Annotated in this window: 24 protein-coding genes; 21 read left to right on the top strand and 3 right to left on the bottom strand. The window is 60.7% G+C overall.

Translation table 11 applies throughout. The features are described from left to right. Positions 1-20 precede the first annotated feature (20 nt). Positions 21-953 (top strand): ABC transporter ATP-binding protein, encoded by a 933-nt coding sequence (locus BVK86_RS16500; protein ID WP_075947434.1) that lies wholly within the window; start codon positions 21-23, stop codon positions 951-953. Then, positions 950-1,729 carry an ABC transporter permease gene (locus BVK86_RS16495; RefSeq protein ID WP_075947433.1) on the top strand — a complete coding sequence of 260 codons (780 nt, stop codon included), beginning with the start codon at positions 950-952 and terminating at the stop codon, positions 1,727-1,729. The genes BVK86_RS16500 and BVK86_RS16495 overlap by 4 nt, the downstream gene beginning before the upstream one ends. Before the next feature lie 617 nt (positions 1,730-2,346). On the opposite strand, the gene BVK86_RS16490 is transcribed toward BVK86_RS16495, so the two are convergent. Continuing rightward, positions 2,347-2,862 (bottom strand): DUF2062 domain-containing protein, encoded by a 516-nt coding sequence (locus BVK86_RS16490; RefSeq protein ID WP_075947432.1) that lies wholly within the window; start codon positions 2,860-2,862, stop codon positions 2,347-2,349. A 136-nt stretch (positions 2,863-2,998) separates the two neighbouring features. On the opposite strand from BVK86_RS16490, the gene BVK86_RS16485 reads away from it, so the two are divergent. The 12 genes from BVK86_RS16485 to BVK86_RS16430 all read left to right on the top strand — a co-directional run bounded on the left by BVK86_RS16485 (position 2,999) and on the right by BVK86_RS16430 (position 14,517). After that, positions 2,999-5,221: a DNA internalization-related competence protein ComEC/Rec2 gene (locus tag BVK86_RS16485; RefSeq protein ID WP_075947431.1), complete on the top strand. Its 2,223-nt coding sequence runs from the start codon at positions 2,999-3,001 to the stop codon at positions 5,219-5,221. A gap of 110 nt (positions 5,222-5,331) precedes the next feature. Beyond that, positions 5,332-5,967, top strand: a complete 636-nt coding sequence (locus BVK86_RS16480) for a MotA/TolQ/ExbB proton channel family protein (protein WP_162279041.1) — start codon at positions 5,332-5,334, stop codon at positions 5,965-5,967. Then, on the top strand, positions 5,964-6,392 hold the full coding sequence (locus tag BVK86_RS16475; RefSeq protein ID WP_075947429.1) for an ExbD/TolR family protein: 429 nt from the start codon (positions 5,964-5,966) through the stop codon (positions 6,390-6,392). The genes BVK86_RS16480 and BVK86_RS16475 overlap by 4 nt, the downstream gene beginning before the upstream one ends. Beyond that, positions 6,392-7,402, top strand: coding sequence for a tetraacyldisaccharide 4'-kinase (gene lpxK / locus BVK86_RS16470; RefSeq protein WP_075947428.1), 1,011 nt, complete (start codon positions 6,392-6,394; stop codon positions 7,400-7,402). The genes BVK86_RS16475 and lpxK overlap by 1 nt, the downstream gene beginning before the upstream one ends. Positions 7,403-7,427: 25 nt before the next feature. Beyond that, entirely contained in the window at positions 7,428-7,613 is a 186-nt protein-coding gene (locus BVK86_RS16465) for a Trm112 family protein (protein ID WP_007945752.1), read from the top strand. Beyond that, a complete protein-coding gene (kdsB, locus tag BVK86_RS16460) occupies positions 7,610-8,374 on the top strand; it encodes a 3-deoxy-manno-octulosonate cytidylyltransferase (protein ID WP_075947427.1) in 765 nt (254 codons plus the stop codon). Before BVK86_RS16465 ends, kdsB begins: the two co-directional genes overlap by 4 nt. Next, on the top strand, positions 8,374-8,838 hold the full coding sequence (locus tag BVK86_RS16455) for a low molecular weight protein-tyrosine-phosphatase (RefSeq protein ID WP_075947426.1): 465 nt from the start codon (positions 8,374-8,376) through the stop codon (positions 8,836-8,838). Before kdsB ends, BVK86_RS16455 begins: the two co-directional genes overlap by 1 nt. After that, entirely contained in the window at positions 8,835-9,854 is a 1,020-nt protein-coding gene (gene murB / locus BVK86_RS16450; RefSeq protein WP_075947425.1) for a UDP-N-acetylmuramate dehydrogenase, read from the top strand. Before BVK86_RS16455 ends, murB begins: the two co-directional genes overlap by 4 nt. Before the next feature lie 307 nt (positions 9,855-10,161). Then, positions 10,162-10,632 carry a (2Fe-2S)-binding protein gene (locus BVK86_RS16445; RefSeq protein WP_075947424.1) on the top strand — a complete coding sequence of 157 codons (471 nt, stop codon included), beginning with the start codon at positions 10,162-10,164 and terminating at the stop codon, positions 10,630-10,632. After that, positions 10,629-12,947 (top strand): xanthine dehydrogenase family protein molybdopterin-binding subunit, encoded by a 2,319-nt coding sequence (locus tag BVK86_RS16440; RefSeq protein ID WP_075947423.1) that lies wholly within the window; start codon positions 10,629-10,631, stop codon positions 12,945-12,947. Before BVK86_RS16445 ends, BVK86_RS16440 begins: the two co-directional genes overlap by 4 nt. Next, positions 12,947-13,930 (top strand): XdhC family protein, encoded by a 984-nt coding sequence (locus BVK86_RS16435; protein WP_075947422.1) that lies wholly within the window; start codon positions 12,947-12,949, stop codon positions 13,928-13,930. Before BVK86_RS16440 ends, BVK86_RS16435 begins: the two co-directional genes overlap by 1 nt. Next, positions 13,927-14,517 (top strand): nucleotidyltransferase family protein, encoded by a 591-nt coding sequence (locus tag BVK86_RS16430; protein ID WP_075947421.1) that lies wholly within the window; start codon positions 13,927-13,929, stop codon positions 14,515-14,517. Before BVK86_RS16435 ends, BVK86_RS16430 begins: the two co-directional genes overlap by 4 nt. Before the next feature lie 88 nt (positions 14,518-14,605). Here BVK86_RS16430 and rne read toward each other — a convergent pair whose 3' ends face one another. Further along, a complete protein-coding gene (gene rne, locus BVK86_RS16425) occupies positions 14,606-17,821 on the bottom strand; it encodes a ribonuclease E (protein ID WP_075947420.1) in 3,216 nt (1,071 codons plus the stop codon). Positions 17,822-18,521: 700 nt separating this feature from the next. Here rne and rluC point away from each other — a divergent pair. The 3 genes from rluC to BVK86_RS16405 are packed head-to-tail and all read left to right on the top strand — an operon-like array spanning position 18,522 to position 21,147. After that, a complete protein-coding gene (gene rluC, locus BVK86_RS16415) occupies positions 18,522-19,484 on the top strand; it encodes a 23S rRNA pseudouridine(955/2504/2580) synthase RluC (RefSeq protein WP_075947418.1) in 963 nt (320 codons plus the stop codon). Then, positions 19,471-20,133 carry an HAD-IA family hydrolase gene (locus BVK86_RS16410; RefSeq protein WP_075947417.1) on the top strand — a complete coding sequence of 221 codons (663 nt, stop codon included), beginning with the start codon at positions 19,471-19,473 and terminating at the stop codon, positions 20,131-20,133. The genes rluC and BVK86_RS16410 overlap by 14 nt, the downstream gene beginning before the upstream one ends. A gap of 24 nt (positions 20,134-20,157) precedes the next feature. Next, a complete protein-coding gene (locus BVK86_RS16405; RefSeq protein ID WP_075947416.1) occupies positions 20,158-21,147 on the top strand; it encodes a S49 family peptidase in 990 nt (329 codons plus the stop codon). A gap of 85 nt (positions 21,148-21,232) precedes the next feature. On the opposite strand, the gene BVK86_RS16400 is transcribed toward BVK86_RS16405, so the two are convergent. Next, positions 21,233-21,811 carry a Maf family protein gene (locus tag BVK86_RS16400; protein ID WP_075947415.1) on the bottom strand — a complete coding sequence of 193 codons (579 nt, stop codon included), beginning with the start codon at positions 21,809-21,811 and terminating at the stop codon, positions 21,233-21,235. Positions 21,812-21,916: 105 nt separating this feature from the next. Between BVK86_RS16400 and BVK86_RS16395 the strand changes: the two genes are divergently transcribed. The 4 genes from BVK86_RS16395 to fabD all read left to right on the top strand — a co-directional run bounded on the left by BVK86_RS16395 (position 21,917) and on the right by fabD (position 24,720). Beyond that, positions 21,917-22,444, top strand: a complete 528-nt coding sequence (locus BVK86_RS16395) for a YceD family protein (protein WP_075947414.1) — start codon at positions 21,917-21,919, stop codon at positions 22,442-22,444. A gap of 13 nt (positions 22,445-22,457) precedes the next feature. After that, positions 22,458-22,640, top strand: coding sequence for a 50S ribosomal protein L32 (rpmF, locus tag BVK86_RS16390; protein ID WP_003179396.1), 183 nt, complete (start codon positions 22,458-22,460; stop codon positions 22,638-22,640). A 4-nt stretch (positions 22,641-22,644) separates the two neighbouring features. Further along, positions 22,645-23,655, top strand: a complete 1,011-nt coding sequence (plsX, locus tag BVK86_RS16385; RefSeq protein ID WP_075947413.1) for a phosphate acyltransferase PlsX — start codon at positions 22,645-22,647, stop codon at positions 23,653-23,655. A gap of 126 nt (positions 23,656-23,781) precedes the next feature. Then, entirely contained in the window at positions 23,782-24,720 is a 939-nt protein-coding gene (fabD, locus tag BVK86_RS16380) for an ACP S-malonyltransferase (protein WP_075947412.1), read from the top strand. Position 24,721: the final 1 nt, after the last annotated feature.

The raw sequence follows: 24,721 nt of genomic DNA, 5'->3' as shown, positions 1-24,721 counted from the left end.
TTCTTGGTGCGTAATCCGATATGAGTTCCGCTCTGTCCATCCGGCAGCTAACCAAAACCTACGGCAACGGTTTCCAGGCCTTGAGTGGTATCGATCTGGACGTCGCCGAAGGTGATTTTTTCGCCTTGCTCGGCCCCAACGGCGCCGGCAAATCCACGACGATCGGCATTCTCTCGACCCTGGTGAACAAGACCAGCGGTACGGTGAATATCTTTGGTCACGATCTGGACAAGAACCCTGCGCAGCTCAAGCGTTCCATTGGCGTTGTGCCTCAGGAGTTCAACTTCAACCAGTTCGAAAAGACCTTCGACATTGTCGTGACCCAAGCGGGTTACTACGGCATTACGTCGAAAGTCGCCAAGGAGCGCGCCGAGCAATACCTGACCCAGCTCGGTCTGTGGGACAAGCGCGATGTGCCGTCGCGTTCGCTGTCCGGCGGCATGAAGCGTCGCTTGATGATCGCCCGTGCGCTGGTTCACGAACCGCGCCTGTTGATTCTCGACGAACCGACTGCCGGCGTGGACATCGAACTGCGTCGCTCGATGTGGACTTTCCTCACTGAGCTGAACCAGAAAGGCATCACCATCATCCTCACCACGCACTACCTGGAAGAGGCTGAGCAGTTGTGCCGCAACATCGGCATCATCGACCACGGGACCATTGTCGAGAACACGAGCATGAAGCAGTTACTCGGCCAGTTGCACGTCGAGACCTTCCTGCTGGATCTGAAGAACAGCCTGGTTGCGCCGCCGCAGTTGCTGGGTTATCCATCCCGTTTGCTCGACGATCACACGCTGGAGGTCCAGGTGGACAAGTCCATGGGGATCACGGCGCTGTTCACCCAGCTTGCCCAGCAGAACATCGAGGTGTTGAGCCTGCGCAATAAAACCAATCGCCTTGAGGAGTTGTTCGTGTCCCTGGTGGAGAAAAATCTGTCGAAGGTGGCAGTATGAGTTCCGAGCTGCGACCCAACCTCGTTGCCCTCAATACCATCGTTTACCGTGAAATCCGGCGCTTCACCCGGATCTGGCCGCAGACCCTGCTACCGCCGGCGATCACCATGGTTCTGTATTTCGTGATCTTCGGTAACCTGATCGGCCGGCAAATCGGCGACATGGGCGGCTTCACTTACATGGAGTACATCGTGCCGGGGCTGATCATGATGTCGGTGATCACCAACTCCTACGGCAACGTGGTGTCGAGTTTCTTCGGCAGCAAATTCCAGCGCTCCATCGAAGAACTGATGGTCTCTCCGGTTTCGCCGCACACTATCCTGATCGGCTACACCTTGGGCGGCGTGCTGCGCGGGTTGATGGTCGGGATCATCGTGACGTTGTTGTCGCTGTTCTTCACCCATCTGCAGGTGCATCACCTGGGTGTGACCATTCTGGTGGTGGTGCTGACGGCGACGATCTTCTCGTTATTGGGCTTCATCAACGCGGTGTTTGCGCGCAACTTCGATGACATCTCGATCATCCCGACGTTTGTGCTGACGCCGTTGACCTATCTCGGTGGGGTGTTCTATTCGATTACGCTGCTGCCGCCGTTTTGGCAGACCGTGTCGCTGGCCAACCCTGTATTGCATATGGTCAATGCTTTCCGGTACGGGATCCTCGGGGTTTCGGATATTCGGATCAGTGTGGCGATTGCCTTTATGGTGGTGGCGACTGGGGTTTTGTATGTTGGCTGTGCGCGGTTGTTGGTGAGTGGGCGGGGGATGCGGACCTGAGGTTGTTTTTCTAGTGGTCAACCTGCCGAGGGGGCGGGTGAATCAAAAGGGCCGAGGCGGCCTGACGGCCGGCCTGTTTGATTTGGTGGTCCGCATTCCAACCTGTAGGAGCCGGCTTGCTGGCGATGACGCGCTGCCAGCCAACCAATCTTTATCAGACACCCTCCAATCCAAATGTGCGAGCCAGCCTGCTGGAGATAGCTGTATGTCAGTCTCGATGATGTTGACTGAGCGGTCGCCATCGCCAGCAAGCCGGCTTCTACAGGGGGAGATGCGCACAAACCAGATAAACAGGCCGGCCGGCAGGCCGCCTCGCGGTGCTGTGGCGGAACTCGCCCCCTCGTGAGGCCGAGTGGAGGTTCTGCGCAGTGGGCAACCCGGCATGGATGCCGGGTTAGCCGCCCCCGGCCATGGATGGCCGATGGCGGCGAGCCCACGGAGCAGGACCGGAGCGAGGGCATGCCGAGCCTAGGCGAGGCACCGAACGAAAGGGGCAAAAGCGCTTTGGTTACTTTCGCGCTTTTCGAAAGTGACCCGCTGTAAGAGCGGAACCGTCAGCAGCCGTTACCAAAACAACGGATATGTACACGATCAATCCCATCCCAAAGACAGCCCACTCACATCCGGCTCTTCTTTCTCCGAGCCCACTGCCGAGCCACCCACCACCGCCAATACATCATCACCAGACAATAAGCCAACGCCCCCAGCACCAACCCCGTCACCACCGACCCCAGCAAAAACGGTTGCCATAACGTCGAGAGCTCGCCGCTAATCCATTCCCAGGTCAACTCATCCGGCAAATGCCGTGCAGGAACGTCCAACAACCACGCCCCCGTCTGATAGGTGCAAAAGAACACCGCCGGCATGGTGATCGGATTGGTCAGCCAGACCAGGCTCACTGCAATCGGCATATTGCCGCGCACCACGATCGCAAGGAAGGCCGCCAGCAACATCTGCAACGGAATCGGCAGGAACGCCGCGAACAAGCCAACCGCCATGGCCCGTGCGACGGAATGACGATTGAGGTGCCAGAGGTTCGGGTCATGCAGCAGCGTGCCGAGAAAGCGTAAGGACTTGTGTTCCCTGATGCTGGTCGGGTCTGGCATGTAACGTTTGAATAATCGCCGGGGCATAGGGCTTCTCGGTCGGTCAAGGCGGCAAGTATGTCTGGATTCTATGAAGCGCCCATTCAGACTTTGTGACAATTGATAACGACGAGCGTGCGCCCGGACGTCTATGCCTAAGACCGGGACTCTCAAGGACGGGCTTATGCGCACAGGGATGATGGCGCTGGCGTTGGGTCTGCTGGCCCTGCGTTTTTTACCGGCATTGCCGCCGGTCGGGTTGTGGTGGTTGATGCCGGTTGCCGGTTTGATGTTGTTGCCGTTCAAGACCTATCCGGCGGCGTTTTTCCTGTTCGGTTTGAGTTGGGCCTGCGTGCAGGCCCAATGGGCACTGGATGACCGTCTGGCGCCGAGCCTGGACGGTGGAACCCGCTGGGTCGAGGGTCGTGTGACGGGATTGCCCGAGAACGGGGAGGCGGTGGTTCGCTTTGAATTGGCCCAGGCTACGTCGCGACACGGGAAAGTGCCGACACGCATGCGACTGGCCTGGTACGACGGTCCGCCGGTGAAAAGCGGCGAGCGCTGGCGATTGGCGGTCAAGTTGAAGCGTCCAGCCGGTTTGCTCAATCCGCAGGCTTTCGATTATCAGGCCTGGTTATTGGCGCAGGGCATAGGTGCAACGGGTACGGTCAAGGACGGCGAGCGACTGGCCGAGGCGAGGTGGGCCTGGCGCGATGGCATCCGCCAGAGGCTGCTGGCAGTGGATGCCCAGGGCCGAACGGGGGCGTTGGCAGCATTGGTGCTGGGGGATGGCGCCGGGCTCAGCCGTGAAGACTGGCAAGTGCTGCAAGACACCGGCACCGTGCACCTGTTGGTGATTTCCGGCCAGCACATCGGTTTGCTGGCGGGCGTGGTCTACCTGCTGATCGCCGGTCTTGCCCGCTATGGATTGTGGCCGAACCGTCTGCCCTGGTTGCCCTGGGCCTGTGGTCTGGCATTCAGTGCCGCGTTGGGCTACGGACTGTTGGCCGGATTTGAAGTCCCGGTACACCGTGCCTGTTTGATGATCGGTCTGGTGTTGTTGTGGCGCCTGCGTTTTCGTCACCTCGGTGCCTGGTGGCCGTTATTGCTGGCACTCAATGGCGTATTGCTGCTGGCCCCGCTGGCCAGTTTGCAGCCGGGGTTCTGGTTGTCCTTCGCCGCGGTCGCGGTATTGATTTTTACCTTTGGTGGTCGTCTGGGGCCTTGGCGGTGGTGGCAAACCTGGACCCGCGCCCAATGGTTGATCGCCATTGGCCTGTTGCCTTTGCTGTTGATACTGGGGTTGCCGATCAGTGTCAGCGGGCCGCTGGTCAACTTGCTGGCGGTGCCCTGGATCAGTCTGGTGGTGTTGCCCCCCGCATTGCTCGGCACCGTGTTGTTGCCGCTGCCTTACGTGGGGGAGGGGCTGTTGTGGCTGGCGGGCGGTCTGATCGATGTCTTGTTCAAGGGCCTGGCGTTGGCCGCTGGGCAGATTCCGGCCTGGGTGCCCATGGCGATTCCGTTCTGGGTCTGGTGCGTGGGGGCGATGGGCGCCTTTCTATTGTTACTGCCACGGGGTGTACCACTGCGCCCGCTGGGGTGGCCGATGTTGCTGTTGCTGGTATTTCCCCCTCGGGCAGCACTGCCCGAAGGGATCGCCGACATCTGGCAACTGGATGTCGGCCAAGGCCTGGCGATACTGGTGCGCACTCGCCATCACACGCTGCTGTATGACACCGGCCCGCGTTTCGGTGATTTCGACCTGGGAGAGCGGGTCGTACTGCCATCATTGCGCAAACTGGGGGTGAAAGAACTCGACGTGATGCTGATCAGCCACGCTGACGCCGATCATGCTGGCGGTGCCCGGGCAGTGGCTAAAGGGCTGCCGGTCAAGGGCGTGATCAGTGGCGATCCGCAAGCCCTGCCCGCCGCACTGCAAGCCCAAGCCTGTGAAACGGACCGGCAATGGACCTGGGACGGCGTTCAGTTCCGGCTCTGGCAATGGTCGGCAGCCGGGGACAGCAATCAGAAGTCCTGTGTTTTACAGATCGAAGCCAATGCCGAACGGTTGCTGCTGACCGGAGATATCGATGCCGCCGCCGAGCGATCATTGCTCGACAGTGCATTGGCCGTCCCGACGGACTGGTTGCAGGCACCGCATCATGGCAGCCGCAGTTCGTCGTCGACAGCGCTGCTCAACGGCCTGCAGCCCAAAGCGGTACTGATTTCCCGCGGGCACGGCAACTCGTTTGGCCATCCGCATCCAACGGTCGTGGCGCGCTATCGCAAACGTGGCATTACGATCTACGACAGCGCTGAGCAGGGCGCCATTCATCTGCAACTGGGGCGGTTCGAATCACCCCGCTCAATGCGTCTGGAACGACGGTTCTGGCGTGATCTGCCATGATTGAATCAATAACCGGGCGCTATTAAAGGCCGACCGGATGCGACATCACAGTCTTCGGTGCGCCGACCCCCTATGTTAGAGTGGCGCACTTTTTCGAGGGGACTGACACTGTGTGGGAATTGGTCAAATCCGGCGGCTGGATGATGCTGCCGATCATCCTGAGTTCCATCGCGGCAATGGCGATCGTTGCCGAACGTCTCTGGACCCTGCGGGCCAGCCGCGTGACCCCGGAGCATTTGCTCGGGCAGGTCTGGGTCTGGATCAAGGACAAAAAACTCAATAAAGAAAAACTCAAGGAACTGCGCGCCAACTCGCCGCTGGGTGAGATCCTGGCTGCGGGCCTGGCCAACTCCAAACATGGTCGCGAGATCATGAAAGAGTGCATCGAAGAGGCCGCTGCCCGGGTCATCCACGAGCTGGAGCGCTACATCAATGCCCTGGGCACCATCGCCGCCATGGCGCCGTTGCTCGGCTTGCTCGGTACGGTATTGGGCATGATCGATATTTTCAGCGCATTTACCGGCAGTGGCATGACCACCAACGCGTCGGTGCTGGCCGGTGGTATTTCCAAGGCCTTGATCACAACGGCGGCCGGTTTGATGGTCGGTATCCCGTCGGTTTTCTTCCATCGGTTCCTGCAACGCCGGATCGATGAACTGGTGGTGGGGATGGAGCAGGAAGCGATCAAGCTGGTCGAGGTAGTACAGGGCGACCGCGATGTGGATCTGGCCGAGGGCAAAGCGTGAAATTCCGCCGCAAGCAACGGGAGAACGTGGACATCAACCTCGCGTCGTTGATCGACGTGGTGTTTATCCTGTTGCTGTTTTTCGTCGTGACGACGACTTTTACCCGTGAAACCCAGTTGCGCGTCGATCTGCCCGAGGCCGTCAGCGGTTCGCCGGCTGAAGACCAGAACAAGCCACTGGACATCGCCATCAGTGCTGACGGCGTGTTCTCGGTGAACAACCAGGTGCTGCCGAAAAGCGACCTGGCCACCCTGATGGACGCGTTGCAGAAAGCATCCAATGGCGACACCGATCGGCCGCTGTCCATCAGTGCCGACGGTAAATCCCAGCATCAATCGGTCATCACGGCCATGGACGCCGCCGGCAAACTCGGCTTCAACCACCTGCGCATGACCACAGTCGAGGCGGCGCCGCCCGCGCCCTGATGGCCATGTCCGATCGCCTGCTTGCCGCGTGGTACCGAGGCCATCCGGCCCTGAAGCTGTTGCAGCCGCTGGAGTGGTTGTACCGGCGTGTGGTCAACAACAAGCGCAAACGCTTTCTGGCGGGCGAGGGTGAAATCTACCAGCCGCCCGTGCCGCTGATCGTCGTCGGCAACATCACCGTCGGCGGCACCGGCAAAACGCCGTTGATTCTGTGGATGATCCAGCATTGCCAGCGCCGCGGTTTGCGGGTCGGCGTGGTCAGTCGTGGTTATGGCGCCAAACCGCCACAGTTACCGTGGCGCGTCGAGGCGGAGCACAGCGCGGAGATTGCCGGTGACGAACCGTTGTTGATCGTGCAACGCACCGGCGTGCCGCTGATGATCGACCCGAACCGCAGCGCCGCGGTCAAAGCCTTGCTGGCGAGCGAACCGCTGGACCTGATCCTCTCCGATGACGGCATGCAGCATTACCGTCTGGCCCGGGATCTGGAACTGGTGCTGATCGACGCTGCCCGCGGCCTGGGCAACCAACGATGCCTGCCCGCCGGGCCGTTGCGCGAACCGGTCGAGCGCCTGCAAAGCGTTGATGCAGTGCTTTATAACGGCTCGACGGCCGATCGTGACGGCGGTTTTGCCTTCCAGCTGCAACCGACCGCGCTGGTCAATCTGCAAAGCGGTGAGCACCGCCCCCTCGATCACTTTCCCGCAGGTCAGGCGCTGCACGCCGTGGCCGGGATCGGTAACCCGCAGCGTTTCTTCAAGACCCTCGAAACGCTACACTGGCAGCCAGTGCCGCACGCGTTCGCCGACCACGCTGAATACAGTGTGCAAGCCTTGAATTTCACCCCGTCATTGCCGTTGGTGATGACCGAAAAGGACGCGGTGAAGTGCCGTGCCTTCGCCGCCGCCGACTGGTGGTACCTGGCGGTCGATGCTGTGCCGTCGCCGGCCTTCGTGGCCTGGTTCGATACACAGTTGATGCGCCTGTTGCCGGCTCGTCTGTTGCCTTAAATCCGTTTTTATCCAGGGAATGCTCATGGACACCAAATTGCTCGATATCCTCGCTTGCCCGGTCTGCAAAGGCCCGCTCAAGCTCAGCGCCGACAAGACCGAGCTGATCAGCAAGGGCGCCGGCCTGGCGTACCCGATTCGCGATGGCATCCCGGTGATGCTCGAAACCGAGGCCCGCACCCTGACCACCGACGAGCGCCTGGATAAATGACCACAGCCTTTACCGTTGTCATTCCTTCGCGCTACGCCTCCACCCGTTTGCCGGGCAAACCGCTGCTGTTGATCGCAGGCAAGCCGATGATCCAGCACGTCTGGGAACAGGCGAGCAAAAGCAGCGCCCAACGCGTAGTGGTCGCCACTGACGATGTGCGCATTGTCGAGGCCTGCCAGGGCTTTGGCGCCGAAGTGGTGCTGACCCGTGAAGATCACAACTCCGGTACTGATCGCCTGGCGGAAGTCGCGACCAAGCTGGGCCTGGCGCCCGACGCCATCGTGGTCAACGTCCAGGGTGACGAGCCGTTGATTCCGGCGAGCGTGATCGATCAAGTCGCCGCCAACCTGGCCGCCCACACCGAAGCGCGCATGGCCACCCTGGCCGAGCCGATCGAAGACGTGGAAACCCTGTTCAACCCCAACGTGGTCAAAGTCGTCAGCGATCTCAATGGCCTGGCGCTGACCTTCAGTCGTGCCACGCTGCCATGGGCGCGGGACTCGTTCGCCCAGAGCCGCGAGCAGTTGCCGGAAGGCGTGCCGTACCGCCGTCACATCGGCATCTACGCCTATCGCGCCGGTTTCCTGCATGATTTCGTCAGCTGGGGCCCGTGCTGGCTGGAAAATACCGAGTGCCTGGAACAGTTGCGTGCGCTATGGCATGGCGTGCGGATTCACGTCGCCGATGCGCTGATCGCACCGCCTCCGGGTGTCGATACCGTTGAAGACCTTGAGCGCGTTCGTCGCCTGCTGGAGGCCTGATGCGGGTTCTGTTTGTCTGCCTGGGCAACATCTGCCGTTCGCCCACGGCTGAAGGCGTGTTGCGCCACAAGCTGCGTCAGGCGGGGATTGCCGGCCAGGTCGAAGTCGCCTCCGCCGGCACCGGTGACTGGCACGTCGGCAAGGCGCCGGACAAGCGCAGTCAGGCGGCGGCGAAGCTGCGTGGCTACGACCTGTCGGCTCAACGCGCCCAGCAAGTGACCCGCGCCGATTTCGCCACCTACGACCTGATCCTGGCGATGGACAACAGCAACCTGCGCAACCTCAAGGCTTTGCAACCAGCCAAGGGCAGGGCTGAGCTGGATTTGTTCCTGCGCCGTTATCAGTCGGAAGTCGACGAAGTCCCGGACCCGTATTACGACGGCGATCAGGGGTTTGAACAAGTACTGGATCTGATCGAGCGCGCCAGTGATTTGCTGGTGGTCGAGCTGAAGGGACGGTTATGAGTTTGCAGGTTCAGTCGCAGGTTTCCCTCAAACCGTTCAACAGCTTTGGCGTGGATGTCCGGGCCCGGTTGTTCGCCGAAGCCCATAATGACGCCGATGTACGGGAAGCCCTGGCCTACGGGCTGGAACATCAGGTACCGGTGCTGGTGATCGGCGGCGGCAGCAATTTGCTGCTGACGGCGGACATCGAGTCGTTGGTGCTGCGCATGGTCTCGCGTGGGATTCGTGTGCTCAGCGATGACGGCAGCAAGGTGGTGATTGAGGCCGAGGCCGGTGAGCCCTGGCACCCGTTTGTGCAGCACACGTTGGCACAGGGATTGTCGGGTCTGGAAAATCTCAGCCTGATTCCTGGCACCGTCGGTGCGGCACCGATGCAGAACATCGGCGCCTACGGGGTAGAGATCAAGGACGTGTTCGCCGGCCTGACCGCGCTCGATCGCCATAGCGGCGAACTGCGCGATTTCAGCCTGGAAGAATGCAACTTCGCCTACCGCGACAGCCTGTTCAAACAGGAGCCGGGGCGCTGGTTGATCCTGCGCGTACGTTTCGTCTTGAACCGCGTCGCGCATTTGCATCTGGAATACGGCCCGGTGCGTCAGCGCCTGACCGAGCAAGGCATCGAGCACCCGACCGCCACCGATGTCAGCCAGGCCATTTGCAGCATCCGCAATGAAAAGCTCCCGGACCCGGCGGTGCTCGGCAATGCCGGCAGTTTCTTCAAGAATCCGTTGGTGCCCGCGGCACTGGTCGCTCAGCTCAAGGGGCAATACCCGGATCTGGTGGCTTACGCGCAACCCGATGGGCAGATGAAAATCGCCGCAGGCTGGCTGATCGAGCGCGCCGGCTGGAAGGGTTTCCGTGATGCTGATGCGGGCGTGCATAAACTGCAGGCGCTGGTACTGGTCAACTACGGCAGCGCCACTGGCCTGCAGTTGCTCGACCTGGCGCAACGTATCCAGAAGGACATTTCAGATCGTTTCCACGTCGAGCTGGAAATGGAGCCGAACCGGTATTAGTGCAACAGCGGCAAGCCACTGGCTACAAGCTACAATTACAGATCGCAGGCTATGGGCTGTTTCACTTTCACGGAAAGTTTTCAGCTTGAAGCTTGCAGCAAAAAAGCCCTGTCTCAGCAGGGCTTTTTTGTTAATGCTGGGTTAACTTTGTCGGCTAACGATGCAAGCATTTGTTCCACCAAAGGCCCGGTGCAGACGTCTGCGTTCGCACAAGAGAGCCCATTAGCCTGAGTCGATCTGCGTGTCGAACCAAGATCCCATAGCAGATTGCTCGACCCCATAACTTCAGAAATATGCGGGCGTGCCCATGATTACCCTGAAACTCAATGGTCAAGACCATCAACTCGACGTCACCGAGGACATGCCGCTGCTCTGGGCGATCCGCGACGTGGCTGGCTATAACGGCACCAAATTCGGCTGCGGCATGGGCCTGTGCGGTGCTTGCACCATTCATATCGAAGGCGCGCCGGCGCGCAGTTGCATCACGCCGATCGGTTCAGTGATCGGCCAGAACGTCACCACTATCGACAACCTGCACGCCGACCCGGTGGGCAAAGTGGTTCAGCAAGCCTGGCTCGACTCCGCAGTGGCCCAATGCGGTTACTGCCAAGGCGGGCAGATCATGTCCGCCACCGCACTGCTCAAGACCCATCCGAACCCGAGCGACGAACAGATCGAAGAGGCGATGGTCGGCAATATCTGCCGCTGTGGCACCTATAACCGCATCAAGACCGCCATCCGCCAGGCATCCACCCACCTGAAGGAGGCCAAGGCATGAGCCAGTTACCGATGGATTTCGCCCTGAGCAACCTCAGTCGCCGTGGTTTCCTCAAAGGCGTGGGCGCTACCAGTGCCTTGGTGGTCGCCGCGAGTTGGGGCTGGCAGGACGTGTTTGCCGAAGACGTGAAGAAGTTCGGCGCCGACGGCATGCCCAATGGTTGGGTGGATGATCCCAAGGTCTACGTGAGCATCGCCGGTGATGGCACGGTGACCGTGATGTGCAACCGTTCGGAAATGGGCCAGGGCGTGCGCACCAGTCTGACCATGGTGGTTGCCGACGAACTGGAAGCTGATTGGGCGCGGGTCAAAGTGCAGCAGGCACCGGGTGACGAAGTGCGCTTCGGCAACCAGGACACCGACGGATCGCGCAGCATGCGCCACTGGTACGAGCCGATGCGCCGCTGTGGCGCCGCCGCGCGGACCATGCTGGAACAGGCCGCTGCCAATCAGTGGAAAGTACCGGTCGGCGAATGCCATGCGCAGTTGCACAAAGTCATTCACAAACCTTCCGGTCGTGAACTGGAATACGGCGCGCTGGCTGCCGCCGCCGGTGCCCTGGCCGTACCGGCGCGTGACAGCCTGAAGCTCAAGCAACCGTCTGAATTCCGCTACATCGGCAAAGAAGGCACCAAGGCCATCGACGGTGACGACATCGTCAACGGCCGTGCGGTCTACGGCGCCGATGTGCATTTCGACGGCATGCTGTACGCCACCATTGCCCGGCCTGCAGTGTACGGCGGGAAGGTCAAATCCTTCGATGCCAGCGCGGCGATGAAAGTGCCGGGCGTGGTCAAAGTGGTGCAAATTGAAAGCCGTCCGCTGCCATCGGAATTTCAACCGCTGGGCGGCATCGCCGTGGTAGCGAATAACACGTGGGCCGCGATCAAGGGCCGCGAAGCGCTGAAAATCGAGTGGGATGACGGCGCCAACGCCAGTTACGACTCGATCGCCTATCGCAAGGAACTGGAAGCCGCGTCCCTCAAGCCTGGCAAAGTCATCCGCAATACCGGCAACATCGACGAAGCCATGAGCGGCGCCGACAGCACGCTGGAAGCCTCCTACTATCTGCCGCACCTGTCGCAGTCACCGATGGAGCCGATGGTCGCCATTGCCCGCTACAAGGATGGCGTGTGCGAAGCGTGGGGCCCGAGTCAGGCGCCGCAGGTCACCCGTGAACGGATCGGCGAGCGTCTTGGGCTGCCATTCGATAAGGTCACTTTCAACGTGACCTTGCTCGGTGGCGGCTTCGGGCGCAAGTCCAAGCCAGACTTCATCATCGAAGCGGCCATTCTCGCCAAGGAATTTCCGGGCAAGGCCGTGCGCGTGCAATGGACCCGTGAGGACGACATCCATTGTTCCTACTTCCACACCGTGTCGGCCGAGTACCTGAAGGCCAGCCTGAACAAGGACGGCCTGCCGTCTGGCTGGTTGCATCGCACAGTGGCGCCGAGCATTACCGCGTTGTTCGCCCCTGGCATGAATCACGAAGCGGCTTTCGAGTTGGGCATGGGCTTCACCAACATGGCCTACGCCATCCCGAATGTGCGCCTGGAAAACCCCGAGGCGACGGCACACACCCGCGTGGGCTGGTATCGCTCGGTGTCCAACATTCCGCACGGCTTCGCGATCCAGAGCTTCATCGACGAACTGGCCCACAAGGCCGGGCAGGACCCGCTCAAGTACCAGATCAAATTGCTCGGGCCGGATCGGCAGATTGATCCTCGCACCCTGAGCGAAGAGTGGAACTACGGCGAATCGCCCGAGCGCTATCCGATCGATACCGGGCGCCTGCGTACCGTGCTGGAGACCGCCGCCAAAGCCGCCGGATGGGGCCGCGAGTTGCCGAAGGGCCGAGGCCTGGGGCTCGCGGTGCATTACAGCTTCGTCACCTACGTGGCGGCGGTGATCGAGGTCGAAGTCAAAGACGATGGCACGTTGATCGTGCACAAGGCCGACATTGCCGTGGATTGCGGGCCGCAGATCAACCCCGAGCGGATTCGCGCACAGTTCGAAGGCGCATGCGTCATGGGCCTGGGCAATGCGGTGTTGGGCGAGATCAGCTTCAAGGACGGCAAGGTCCAGCAGGACAACTTCCACATGTACGAAGTGGCGCGCATGTCACTGGCCCCGAAGCAAGTCGCTGTGCATCTGGTCACGCCACCCGGCACCGTACCCTTGGGCGGTGTGGGTGAGCCGGGTGTGCCGCCGATTGCCCCGGCGCTGTGTAATGCGATCTTCGCCGCCACCGGCAAACGCATTCGCAGCCTGCCGGTTCGCTATCAACTGCAAGACTGGCAGAAGGCGCCGGCCTGATGGACAGCGTCGATCTGAACGTCCTGCGCAGCGTGCTGGAGTGGCGCCGCGCCGGTCAGCGGGTGGTGTTGTACAGCGTGGTTCAGACCTGGGGCACTGCGCCCCGGGCGCCGGGTGCCATGCTGGCGCTGCGCGAGGACGGTGTCGTGATCGGCTCGGTGTCCGGCGGTTGCGTAGAGGACGACCTGATTGCGCGGTTGCATGACGGTCGAATCCCGCCTGACGGGCCGCCGGTACAACTGATTACCTACGGCGTCACGCGTGAAGAGGCCGCGCGTTTCGGTTTGCCGTGCGGCGGCACCTTGCGTTTGACCGAGGAGCGGGTCGGTGATGCGGATTGGGTCGCCGAGTTGCTGGCACGCTGCGAGGACCATCAAATCGTCTCCCGTTCGCTGGATGTGGCGACGGGGGAAGTGACGTTGCAGCCGGCCGACAAGTCGGATGTACTGACGTTTGACGGCAAGACGCTGCGGGCCATTTATGGGCCGCGCTGGCGCCTGCTGCTGATCGGCGCGGGCCAGTTGTCCCGGTATGTCGCCGAGATGGCGCGGCTGCTGGATTTCGAAGTGCTGATCTGCGATCCGCGCACCGAGTTCGTCTACGGTTGGGAGGAGCAGCACGGCCGCTTTGTCTCGGGCATGCCCGACGATGCAGTGCTGAACATCCAGACCGACGAACGCACAGCGATTGTCGCGTTGACCCACGACCCGCGCCTGGACGACATGGCGCTGCTCACCGCCCTGGATTCCAAAGCCTTCTACGTGGGCGCACTGGGGTCGCGGGTCAACAGCCAGAAACGTCGGGAAAACCTCGCTCAATTAGGCTTGTCGCAACAGTCCATTAAACGGCTGCACGGCCCGATCGGCTTGCACATTGGTAGCCACAGCCCGGCGGAAATCGCTTTGTCGCTGATGGCCGAGATTGTCGCGATCAAGAACGGCGTCGAGCTGAAACAGAAGAAGCCGTTGCGGGAGGGCGCATGAGTGAGTCCATCGGCGTCGTCATTCTGGCGGCGGGGCAGGGCAGCCGCTTTCGGCAGGTCGCAGGCGAGGAAAAGGACAAGTTGCTGGCGGACTGTACGGGGCGTGATGGCGCTGTCCGTTCGGTGGTCGAGCAGGTGCTGGTGAGTTTGCCGGCCACGCTGGACAAGCGAGTGTTGGTCACTACGGCTGAGCGGCCCCAAGTGATTCGTATGGCCAAGGCTTATAGCTGTGAAATCGTACTGATCGAATCCACGGGAATGGGTGACAGCATCGCCGCGGGGGTTGCTGCGTGTGCGCAACTTGATGGCTGGCTGATGGTATTGGGGGATATGCCGTTCATCCTGCCTTCGAGCATTGAGCACGTCGTGGCGCAGATTGCTGATGACTGCATCAGCGTGCCGGTGCAGGACGGCGAATACGGGCACCCGGTGGGTTTCGGTCGCAGTTTTGCATCGGGGTTGATGGCATTGTCGGGTGATCGCGGGGCCAAGCCGTTGTTTGCGCAGGGGCGGTTGGTTGAAGTAACGGTGGATGATCCGGGGGTGTTGTGGGATGTGGATGTGCCCGAAGCGCTGATCTTCAGGTAAATATAGATCCACTGCGGGAATGGGGTGAAGCAGACATAAAAAACCCCGCCTGGGTTCACCAGGCGGGGCTTTTTATTGACCGATGGAATCAGACGAGTGGTTTAGGCTCGTGTTCTTTTTCCTCGGCTTGTTCGTGTTGCTCTACCGCGTCCTGAACGGAGCGCGGCGCTTCCTCGATCACCGACTCAACCTGTGCGGCGGCGACTTCGGCAACCGGGGCAGGCGCTGCCTCGACCACTTCAGCAACAGCGGTTTCAGCTTGAGCAGCAGCGGCAGCCAGTTCGGCTTCCTTCTGCAGGCGCTCTTCTTCACGCTTGCGACGACGCACTTCACGCGGGTCGTTCGGCGCGCGGCCGCTTGGGGTCAGGGCGCTGACCGGGGCCGCTTCTGCGACAGGCGCTGGCGCTTCGGCAACAACCGGTGCTTCTACCACCGGTGCTGGCTCGGCAGCTGCAACAACCGGCTCGGAAACCACTGCTTCAGCTACCGGCGCGGGAGCAGGCGTTTGAGCAACGGCTGGCTCGGCCACCCAGTTGAACGCGGTTTGCTCTTCGCGAACTTCACGAACGGTTTCGGTCACGGTTTCAGCAACGGTTTCAACTGCCGGTTCTGCAACCTCGGCAGGTGCCTGGGCAACGACAACCGGCTCGGCAGCTGCTTCAACCACTGGCTGGGCTTCTGGCGCCTGGGCCACTTCGATTTCCGGCGAAGCGGTCACTTCTACCGGCGCAGTGGCTTCAACAACAGGCGCTTCAACGGCTGGCGCTTCAACCGGAGCAGTTTCCAGGGTGGCGGCAGTGGCGCGTTCGGCTTGTTCGTTGGCTTGTGCTTCGGCCGGAGCGCTGATCACGGTACTGGCAACAGCTGCGGTAACAGCCAGGCCAGCGGCCAGATCGGCAGTGCTTGGCGCTTGAATGCCTTCGGCACCTTCGTTGCCTTCGGACTCTTCGGAGCCCTCGATCACGTTGCCGTTGGCATCACGTTGACGCTCGCGACGGTTGCTGCGGCGACGCTGACCACGGGAGCGACGGCGTGGACGATCGCCTTCGGCGCCTTCCTGACCTTCTTCCTGCAGTTGCTCTTCGTTGGTTGGCAGCTCTTCTTCGGCTACAGCGGCAGCGGCTTGCTCGGCACGTGGCTGACGTTCTTCACGCGGTGGGCGTGGCGCGCGTTCTTCACGTGGCTGACGGGCCGGACGCTCTTCAGCATTGGCGGTAACGGCAGCAGCGGCAGCTGGAGCAGCATCCAGTGGCTCACGCAGTTCACGAACGCGTTCTTCACGCTCGCCACGTGGCTTGCGATCTTCGCGTGGAGCGCGCGGTGCACGTTCTTCACGCGGTGCGCGTGGAGCACGTTCTTCACGGGCTACGGCTGGCGTCTCTTCACGGGCTTCGCGTGGCTGACGTTCTTCGCGTGGTTCACGTGGTGCGCGTTCTTCACGCGGTGCACGTTCCTCGCGCGGCTTGCGTTCTTCATCGCGGCGGCCGTTACGGTTGCGGCTCTGCTGACGACCGTTGCGACGCTCTTCATTGCGAGCTGGACGCTCGGTGGCCGGCTTCTCGACTACTACGGGAGCCGCTGGCTCTTCCTTGGTCGCGAACAGGCTGACCAGCGACTTCACCAGGCCTTTGAACAGGCTTGGCTCTGGCGCGGCGGCGGGTGCGGCAACCGGTGCAGCCACTTCGGTCGGAACCGGAGCATTGGCGCGGGCTGGTGCCGTCTTGACCGCAGCTTCCTGGCGAACCAGGGTGCGGGTCGCGGCGGCTGGCTGGACTTCTTCGACTTCGGCAGCGGCAGCGGCGATTTCGTAGCTGGACTGGTTGGTCGCGGCTTCCGGGCTGTCGTCACGCAGACGTTGCACTTCGAAGTGCGGCGTTTCGAGGTGGTCGTTCGGCAGAATGACGATACGGGCACGGGTGCGCAGTTCGATCTTGGTGATCGAGTTGCGTTTTTCGTTGAGCAGGAACGCGGCCACCGGGATCGGCACTTGTGCACGAACTTCGGCGGTGCGGTCTTTCAGGGCTTCTTCTTCGATCAGGCGCAGGATCGCCAGGGACAGCGATTCAACGTCACGGATGATGCCGGTGCCGTTGCAACGCGGGCAAACGATGCCGCTGCTTTCGCCCAGGGATGGACGCAGGCGCTGACGGGACATTTCCAGCAGGCCGAAGCGCGAGATGCGACCGACTTGCACGCGAGCGCGGTCGGCTTCCAGGCATTCGCGGACTTTTTCTTCCACGGCGCGCTGGTTCTTGGCAGGGGTCATGTCGATGAAGTCGATGACGATCAGGCCGCCGATGTCGCGCAGGCGCAACTGACGGGCGATTTCTTCGGCGGCTTCAAGGTTGGTCTGCAGGGCGGTTTCTTCGATATCGCTGCCTTTGGTGGCGCGCGCCGAGTTGATGTCGATGGACACCAGGGCTTCGGTCGGGTCGATAACGATGGAGCCGCCGGAAGGCAGTTCGACCACGCGCTGGAAGGCGGTTTCGATCTGGCTTTCGATCTGGAAACGGTTGAACAGCGGAACGCTGTCTTCGTACAGTTTGATCTTGCTGGCGTACTGCGGCATCACCTGGCGAATGAAGGTCAGGGCTTCGTCCTGGGCTTCAACGCTGTCGATCAGCACTTCGCCGATGTCCTGGCGCAGGTAATCGCGGATGGCGCGGATGATCACGTTGCTTTCCTGGTAGATCAGGAATGGCGCGGCGCGGTCAAGCGAGGCTTCTTTGATGGCGGTCCACAGTTGCAGCAGGTAGTCGAGGTCCCACTGCATTTCTTCGCTGCTGCGGCCCAGGCCGGCAGTGCGCACGATCAGACCCATGTCGGCCGGGGCAACCAGGCCGTTCAGCGCTTCACGCAGTTCGTTGCGCTCTTCGCCTTCGATGCGACGGGAGATACCGCCGGCACGCGGGTTGTTCGGCATCAGCACCAGGTAACGACCGGCCAGGCTGATGAAGGTGGTCAGGGCTGCGCCCTTGTTGCCACGTTCTTCTTTTTCGACCTGAACGATGACTTCCTGGCCTTCGCTCAGGACGTCCTTGATGTTGACGCGACCTTCCGGAGCTTTCTTGAAGTATTCGCGGGAGATTTCTTTGAGGGGCAGGAAGCCGTGGCGCTCGGAGCCGAAATCGACAAAGGCAGCCTCAAGGCTTGGTTCGATGCGAGTAATCCGGCCTTTATAGATGTTGGCCTTCTTCTGCTCGCGTGCACCGGATTCGATGTCCAGGTCGTAGAGGCGTTGGCCATCTACCAGTGCAACACGCAACTCTTCGGGTTGAGTTGCGTTAATCAGCATTCTTTTCATGTAGTACCGTCGGTTTCCGGGCTGCCGGAAACGGCGTTCGGCACACACGACTTCTCACGGTCGGTGTCAGGTGCGTCGGGAGTGGTTGGCCATTCCCGTGTCCAGCGATGTCCGGCCAATGAGGGCCTGCATCGCGACGTACGCGTCCTGCTTGCTGTGGCTACTTAAGCACTCAGTCAGGAGGAGGAATCAACCGGCGGCTGTGGACGAGATGAAGCGTCTTGATAAAGCCTATTGCTACACAGTCCAGCGGTTGTGCATCTCCACCCTACACGTATCCCTGATAATTCGGGTGCTGCCGCGCGCAGAATCCGCAGCGGGTTGGCATTTACCGTGAGCTCCGAAAGGGGAGGTCACGCATCATGGCTAATTTAGGCGGTGTTTCCGAAGCGTTCGCTCGGGGTCATTCGCAGCTGACTGCACTTTGTGAACTGGCCGTGAATATGGCTCGCAAAACGAGTGAAAACTCTGCTTTACGGCGTGATTCAGGCCTCATGTCACCTGCGCTCGTTACACCTGCAAACTCCACCGTTACGTAGCGAAAGCCCCGTAGGACGGCCTCGCGTCCTGGTGAATTGCGTTGGTCAGGGCCGGTTTTTGACCGTTGGTCCGCTGTCCAGGCCGCTTTTGGCGGCGTTCGCGACTATAGCAGCAATGATTAAGTGCTTCAATTCCATAAAAAATTGTTATCATCCGCGCCATGACGACTACTGCCCCTTCGACCCCAGGCGTCCAACTGCTTGAGGTCTCGCCGGAATATGCCGGCCAACGTATTGATAACTTCCTTCTCGCTCGGCTCAAAGGCGTGCCCAAGACCTTGATTTATCGCATTTTGCGCAAAGGCGAAGTGCGGGTGAACAAAGGTCGGATCAAGCCCGAATACAAGCTGCAGGCGGGCGATATCGTGCGCGTGCCGCCGGTTCGCGTGCCTGAGCGCGACGAACCCGTGCCGCTCGCACAGGGCCTGCTGCAGCGACTCGAAGCCTCGATTGTCTACGAGGACAAGGCGCTGCTTGTGATCAACAAGCCTTGCGGCATTGCCGTTCATGGCGGCAGCGGCTTGAGTTACGGGGTCATCGAAGCCTTTCGTCAGTTGCGCCCCGATTGCAAGGAGCTCGAGCTGGTTCACCGCCTGGACCGTGACACCTCCGGCCTGCTGATGATCGCCAAGAAGCGCAGCATGCTGCGTCACTTGCACACGGCCTTGCGTGGCGATGGTGTCGACAAGCGCTATATGGCGCTTGTTCGCGGTAACTGGGCGTCTTCGATCAAGCAAGTCCGGGCCGCGCTCGGCAAGAGCAACCTGCGCTCCGGTGAGCGTATGGTCGAGGTCGACGAGGAGGAGGGCAAGGAGTCCGTGACCGTGTTCAAGGTCCTGCGTCGTTTCGGCGACTTTGCCACCCTGATCGAAGCCAGGCCGATCACCGGCCGTACTCACCAGATCCGCGTCCACACCTTGCACGCCGGGCACTGCATCGCCGGCGACACCAAGTACGGCGATGACGATTTCAGTAAGGAAATCCGTGATCTGGGCGGCAAGCGCCTGTTCCTGCACGCCTACATGCTGACCGTGCCGCTGCCCGATGGTGGTGAACTCAAGTTGCAGGCGCCGGTCGACGAGATGTGGGCCAAAACCGTGGAGCGCCTGAGTGCACCCATCTGATTACAAACTGCTGATTTTCGATTGGGATGGCACGCTGGCCGATTCCATTGGTCGGATTGTCGAGGCGATGCATGTCGCCTCGGAGCGATCCGGATTTCAACTGTGCGATGACTTTGCCGTCAAGGGCATCATCGGGCTGGGGCTGCCGGAAGCGATCCGTACGCTGTACCCGCAAATCAGCGATGCCGAGTTGATCGCCTTTCGCGAGCACTATGCGGATCACTACATCGCTTCGGAAGCCGTGCCTTCGCCGTTGTTCGAAGGCGTGGTGGCGTCGATGGAAGCGTTTCGTGCCGAGGGTTATCACTTGGCTGTCGCCACGGGCAAGGCGCGCCGTGGGCTGGATCGGGTCCTTAAAGCGCACGGTTGGGCGGATTATTTCGATATCACCCGCGCCGCTGATGAAACTGCCAGCAAACCCCACCCGTTGATGCTTGAGCAGATTCTTGCCCATTGCGACGTTCGCCCGGAGCAGGCGCTGATGGTTGGCGACTCGTCCTTCGATTTGCAGATGGCGCGCAACGCCGGTATGGATTCGGTGGCGGTCAGCTACGGCGCCCAGTCGATCGAGGCGTTGAAACTGTTTGAGCCACGCTTGGCGATTGATCGCTTTTCAGAATTGCACGCCTGGCTGAGTCAGCGGGCTTAATACGTTTTTGCTGGGGTAGATGGCATGACCGACGAATGGAAAGCGCCCGCAAAGGCGGGTGCAGAGAGCGGTGACGAAAAGAGCTGGAAGCTGTTGGAAAAGACCTTGCTTGCAGGTGTGCAGGAGCAGCGTCGCTCCCGCCGCTGGGGGATTTTCTTCAAGTTGCTGACGTTCGTGTATCTGTTTGGCGCGCTGTTGCTGTTCTCGCCGCTGATGGACATGGAAAAAGCGGCGACTCGCAGCGGCAACTACACCGCGCTGATCGATATCACCGGCATGATTGCCGACAAGGAACCGGCCAGTGCCGACAATATCGTTGGCAGCCTGCGTGCCGCCTTTGAAGACAAGAAGGTCAAGGGTGTCATCCTGCGCATCAATAGCCCGGGTGGCAGTCCTGTGCAGTCAGGTTACGTTTATGACGAGATTCGTCGTCTGCGCGCTCTGCACCCCGATACCAAGTTGTACGCGGTGATTTCCGATCTCGGTGCCTCCGGTGCTTATTACATCGCCAGTGCCGCCGATCAGATCTACGCCGACAAGGCGAGTCTGGTGGGCTCCATCGGTGTAACGGCGGCCGGTTACGGTTTTGTCGGCACCATGGAAAAGCTGGGTGTCGAGCGTCGCACCTACACCTCGGGCGAGCACAAATCGTTCCTCGATCCGTTCCAGCCGCAAAAGCCTGAAGAGACTGCGTTCTGGCAGGGCGTGCTCGATACCACGCATAAGCAGTTCATCAACAGCGTCAAGCAGGGGCGTGGCGATCGTCTGAAGGACAAAGAGCATCCGGAGCTGTTTTCCGGGCTGGTCTGGTCGGGTGAGCAAGCGCTGCCGCTGGGGTTGGTGGATGGCCTGGGTAACGCCAGTTCGGTCGCGCGTGATGTGATTGGTGAAAAGGAACTGGTGGATTTCACGGTCCAGGAATCGCCATTCGACCGCTTCTCGAAAAAACTCGGTGCCAGCGTGGCTGAGCATTTGGCAATGTGGATGGGGTTCAACGGTCCGTCGTTGCGCTGATTTCCGAAAGCACAGAAAAACCGGCCATTGCCGGTTTTTCTGTGCCGCTCGTGGCCCTGCAAGGGCTGGCAAGCCGGCTCCTGGTTCAGGGGATTTGCACGCCCTCGGCCAACAGCATGTCCACAAGGCGAATCAACGGCAAGCCGATAAGGCTGGTGGCGTCAGGGCCTTCGGTGCTTTGAAACAGGCTCACGCCCAAACCTTCGGCCTTGAAGCTGCCTGCGCAGTCGTACGGCTCTTCGGCGTACAGGTAGCGTTCGATGTGTGTGGCGTCGAGTGTGCGCATGTGTACGGTGAAAGGCACGCAGTCGACCTGGCAATGGCCGGTCTTGCTATTGAGCAGCGCCAGTCCGGTGAGGAAGGTCACGCTGGCGCCGCTGGAGGCCAGCAGCTGTTCGCGAGCCTTTTCGAAGGTGTGAGGTTTGCCGATGATCCTGTCGCCGAGCACGGCGACCTGGTCGGAGCCGATGATCAAATGAGCGGCATGGCTGTGCGCCAGTGCGCGGGCTTTTTGCTCGGCGAGGCGTTTTACCAGATCAATGGCTGTCTCGCCCGAACGATGGCTTTCGTCGATATCTGGCGAGCTGCAAGTGTATGGCAGCCGCAGGCGGGCCAGCAAATCCCGGCGATAGATCGAGCTGGAAGCGAGTAATAAAGGCAGCATGCGCATCTCCAAGTGGCAGGTGCGAATTCTAGCGAGGCTTCCAAGTGACGCACAGGGCTGAATTTCCTTTGACATGGGCGGGTGCATCCCTATAATGCTGCGCCTATGTTGAATGACCCGATTCCACCTCACGTTGACCCGCGCAAATTGGCTGATCGTGGCACCACCCTTCAAGGTGAAATGCTGCTGGCCGATTTGGAGAGACTCTGCGACCCGCTTTCCGACACTGTCGGTACGGTGCAGGCTAAATTCGTTTTTGAACGAGATGAACGTAAATCTGTGGTCATCCACAGCTTTATCGACACTGAAGTCAAAATGGTTTGCCAGCGTTGTCTTGAGCTGGTCACCCTGCCGATCCATAGCGAGTGCAGTTATGCTGTGGTGAAGGAGGGTGCGAATACCCAGTCGTTGCCGAAAGGTTATGACGTGCTGGAACTGGGCGAAGATCCATTGGATCTGCAGTCACTGATCGAGGAGGAGCTTTTGCTCGCCTTGCCCATTGTGCCTGCTCATCATCCGGAAGAATGCCAGCAGCCGGCGGGAGCAGATGAGCCCGAACCGAGCGAGGACGAGGTAACGCGGTCCAACCCGTTCAGTGTATTGGCGCAGTTAAAGCGTGACCCAAACGTTTAGGAGTTAATCAATTATGGCTGTTCAGCAGAACAAAAAATCCCGCTCTGCCCGTGACATGCGCCGTTCGCACGACGCTCTCGAGGCTAGCACCCTGTCTGTAGAAAAAACCACCGGTGAAGTTCACCTGCGTCACCACGTATCGCCAGAAGGCGTATACCGTGGCCGTAAAGTGATCGACAAGGGCGCTGACGAGTAATCACTTGTCTGCTCAAGTCATCGCGATTGACGCAATGGGCGGGGACTTCGGTCCCCGCAGCATTGTTCAGGCCAGCATCGCTTGCCTGTCTGCTACACCCTCGCTGCACCTGACCCTCGTCGGTCAACCCTCCCTCCTTGAAGAATTGATCGCTGGCCAATCGGCTGTGGATCGCGCGCGCCTGTCGATTACTCCGGCGTCCGAAGTCATTACCATGGACGAAAAACCTTCCCAGGCCCTGCGTGGCAAGCCTGATTCATCCATGCGCGTGGCGCTTGAGTTGTTGCGTGACGGCAAGGTCCAGGCGTGTGTCAGTGCCGGCAATACCGGGGCGTTGATGGCGTTGTCGCGGTTCGTGCTCAAGACGTTGCCGGGCATCGATCGTCCGGCCATGGTTGCGGCGATTCCGACGCAGAAGGGTTATTGCCAGTTGCTCGATCTGGGCGCCAATGTCGATTGCAGTGCCGAACACCTGTTGCAGTTTGCCGTGATGGGTTCGGTCGCGGCGCAAACCTTGGGTATCGTTCGTCCCCGGGTGGCCTTGTTGAACATCGGCACCGAGGACATCAAGGGTAATCAGCAGGTCAAGCTGGCTGCGACCTTGTTGCAAAGTGCGCGTGGTATCAACTACATCGGTTTTGTCGAAGGTGACGGTTTGTACCGCGGTGAGGCGGATGTCGTGGTGTGTGACGGTTTTGTCGGCAATATCCTGCTCAAATCCAGCGAAGGGCTGGCGACCATGATTGCCGGGCGCATTGAGGCGTTGTTCAAGAAAAGCCTGCCTTCACGTTTGGTGGGGGCGCTGGCGTTGCCGCTGATGAGGCGTCTGCAAGCTGATCTGGCGCCAGCACGACATAACGGCGCGAGCTTCCTCGGGCTGCAGGGCATTGTTGTGAAAAGCCACGGTTCCGCTGGGGTGCAGGGGTTTCAGAGTGCTATTTCCCGTGCCTTGATCGAAATTCAGGAAAATCTGCCAGAACGCATTCACGGTCGTCTGGAGGATTTGTTGCTTTAGGCGTTTTCGTCGGACAATGCTTAAATGTGACCGCTCAGTTCAATTGGCCATCCAACTGTCAGTTTCTTGCGTCCCCCAAAGCGGGACGTCAACTCTCCGACGACAAGATCATTAGGGGCTTGTTACATGTCTGCTTCCCTCGCATTCGTCTTTCCGGGACAGGGTTCGCAGTCCCTCGGCATGCTGGCCGAGTTGGGCGCGCAACATCCGGTTGTCCTCGAAACATTCAAAGAAGCTTCCGAAGCTCTGGGTTACGACCTGTGGGCATTGACCCAGCAAGGGCCGGAAGAGCAACTCAATCAAACCGATAAAACCCAACCGGCCATTCTGACCGCTTCGATCGCCCTGTGGCGCTTGTGGCTGGCGGAAGGCGGCGCGCGCCCGGCTTATGTTGCCGGTCACAGCCTGGGTGAATACAGCGCGCTGGTTGCTGCCGGCAGCCTGAGCCTCGGCGACGCGGTGAAGCTGGTCGAGCGTCGCGGTCAGCTGATGCAGGAAGCCGTTCCGGCCGGGCAGGGCGGCATGGCTGCAATCCTCGGTCTGGACGATGCCGATGTGCTGGCAGCCTGCGCCGAAGCGGCACAAGGCGAAGTGGTGAGCGCGGTCAATTTCAACTCCCCTGGCCAGGTGGTTATTGCCGGTGCCAAGGCTGCGGTCGAACGCGCCATCGAAGGCTGCAAGGCGCGTGGCGCCAAGCGTGCCATGCCGTTGCCGGTCAGCGTGCCGTCGCATTGCGAGCTGATGCGCCCGGCAGCCGAGCGTTTCGCCGAGTCGATCGCCGCAATCGACTGGCAGGCGCCACAGATTCCTGTCGTGCAGAACGTCAGTGCCGCAGTGCCTGGCGACCTGGAAACCCTCAAGCGGGATCTGCTTGAGCAGCTTTACAAGCCTGTGCGCTGGGTCGAGTCGGTCCAGGCGCTGGCAGCCAAGGGCGCGACCCATCTGGTCGAGTGCGGTCCTGGCAAGGTACTCGCCGGCCTGAACAAACGCTGCGCCGAAGGCGTGTCGACTTCCAATCTCAATACCCCAGACGCTTTCGCTGCCGCCCGTGCAGCGTTGGCCTGAA

Source organism: Pseudomonas reinekei, from assembly GCF_001945365.1.
Taxonomy (GTDB): domain Bacteria; phylum Pseudomonadota; class Gammaproteobacteria; order Pseudomonadales; family Pseudomonadaceae; genus Aquipseudomonas; species Aquipseudomonas reinekei.
Note: the sequence above shows the minus strand (reverse complement) of the source record. Positions and strands in the feature narration are given on the sequence as shown.

Bases quoted from the DNA above. Each gene is read 5' to 3' on its own strand.
- BVK86_RS16500 (WP_075947434.1), top strand. From the start codon at position 21: ATGAGTTCCGCTCTGTCCATCCGGCAGCTAACCAAAACCTACGGCAAC.
- BVK86_RS16495 (WP_075947433.1), top strand. From the start codon at position 950: ATGAGTTCCGAGCTGCGACCCAACCTCGTTGCCCTCAATACCATCGTT.
- BVK86_RS16490 (WP_075947432.1), bottom strand. From the start codon at position 2,862: ATGCCCCGGCGATTATTCAAACGTTACATGCCAGACCCGACCAGCATC.
- BVK86_RS16485 (WP_075947431.1), top strand. From the start codon at position 2,999: ATGCGCACAGGGATGATGGCGCTGGCGTTGGGTCTGCTGGCCCTGCGT.
- lpxK (WP_075947428.1), top strand. From the start codon at position 6,392: ATGGCCATGTCCGATCGCCTGCTTGCCGCGTGGTACCGAGGCCATCCG.
- BVK86_RS16465 (WP_007945752.1), top strand. From the start codon at position 7,428: ATGGACACCAAATTGCTCGATATCCTCGCTTGCCCGGTCTGCAAAGGC.
- kdsB (WP_075947427.1), top strand. From the start codon at position 7,610: ATGACCACAGCCTTTACCGTTGTCATTCCTTCGCGCTACGCCTCCACC.
- BVK86_RS16455 (WP_075947426.1), top strand. From the start codon at position 8,374: ATGCGGGTTCTGTTTGTCTGCCTGGGCAACATCTGCCGTTCGCCCACG.
- murB (WP_075947425.1), top strand. From the start codon at position 8,835: ATGAGTTTGCAGGTTCAGTCGCAGGTTTCCCTCAAACCGTTCAACAGC.
- BVK86_RS16445 (WP_075947424.1), top strand. From the start codon at position 10,162: ATGATTACCCTGAAACTCAATGGTCAAGACCATCAACTCGACGTCACC.
- BVK86_RS16440 (WP_075947423.1), top strand. From the start codon at position 10,629: ATGAGCCAGTTACCGATGGATTTCGCCCTGAGCAACCTCAGTCGCCGT.
- BVK86_RS16435 (WP_075947422.1), top strand. From the start codon at position 12,947: ATGGACAGCGTCGATCTGAACGTCCTGCGCAGCGTGCTGGAGTGGCGC.
- BVK86_RS16430 (WP_075947421.1), top strand. From the start codon at position 13,927: ATGAGTGAGTCCATCGGCGTCGTCATTCTGGCGGCGGGGCAGGGCAGC.
- rne (WP_075947420.1), bottom strand. From the start codon at position 17,821: ATGAAAAGAATGCTGATTAACGCAACTCAACCCGAAGAGTTGCGTGTT.
- rluC (WP_075947418.1), top strand. From the start codon at position 18,522: ATGACGACTACTGCCCCTTCGACCCCAGGCGTCCAACTGCTTGAGGTC.
- BVK86_RS16405 (WP_075947416.1), top strand. From the start codon at position 20,158: ATGACCGACGAATGGAAAGCGCCCGCAAAGGCGGGTGCAGAGAGCGGT.
- BVK86_RS16400 (WP_075947415.1), bottom strand. From the start codon at position 21,811: ATGCTGCCTTTATTACTCGCTTCCAGCTCGATCTATCGCCGGGATTTG.
- BVK86_RS16395 (WP_075947414.1), top strand. From the start codon at position 21,917: ATGTTGAATGACCCGATTCCACCTCACGTTGACCCGCGCAAATTGGCT.
- rpmF (WP_003179396.1), top strand. From the start codon at position 22,458: ATGGCTGTTCAGCAGAACAAAAAATCCCGCTCTGCCCGTGACATGCGC.
- fabD (WP_075947412.1), top strand. From the start codon at position 23,782: ATGTCTGCTTCCCTCGCATTCGTCTTTCCGGGACAGGGTTCGCAGTCC.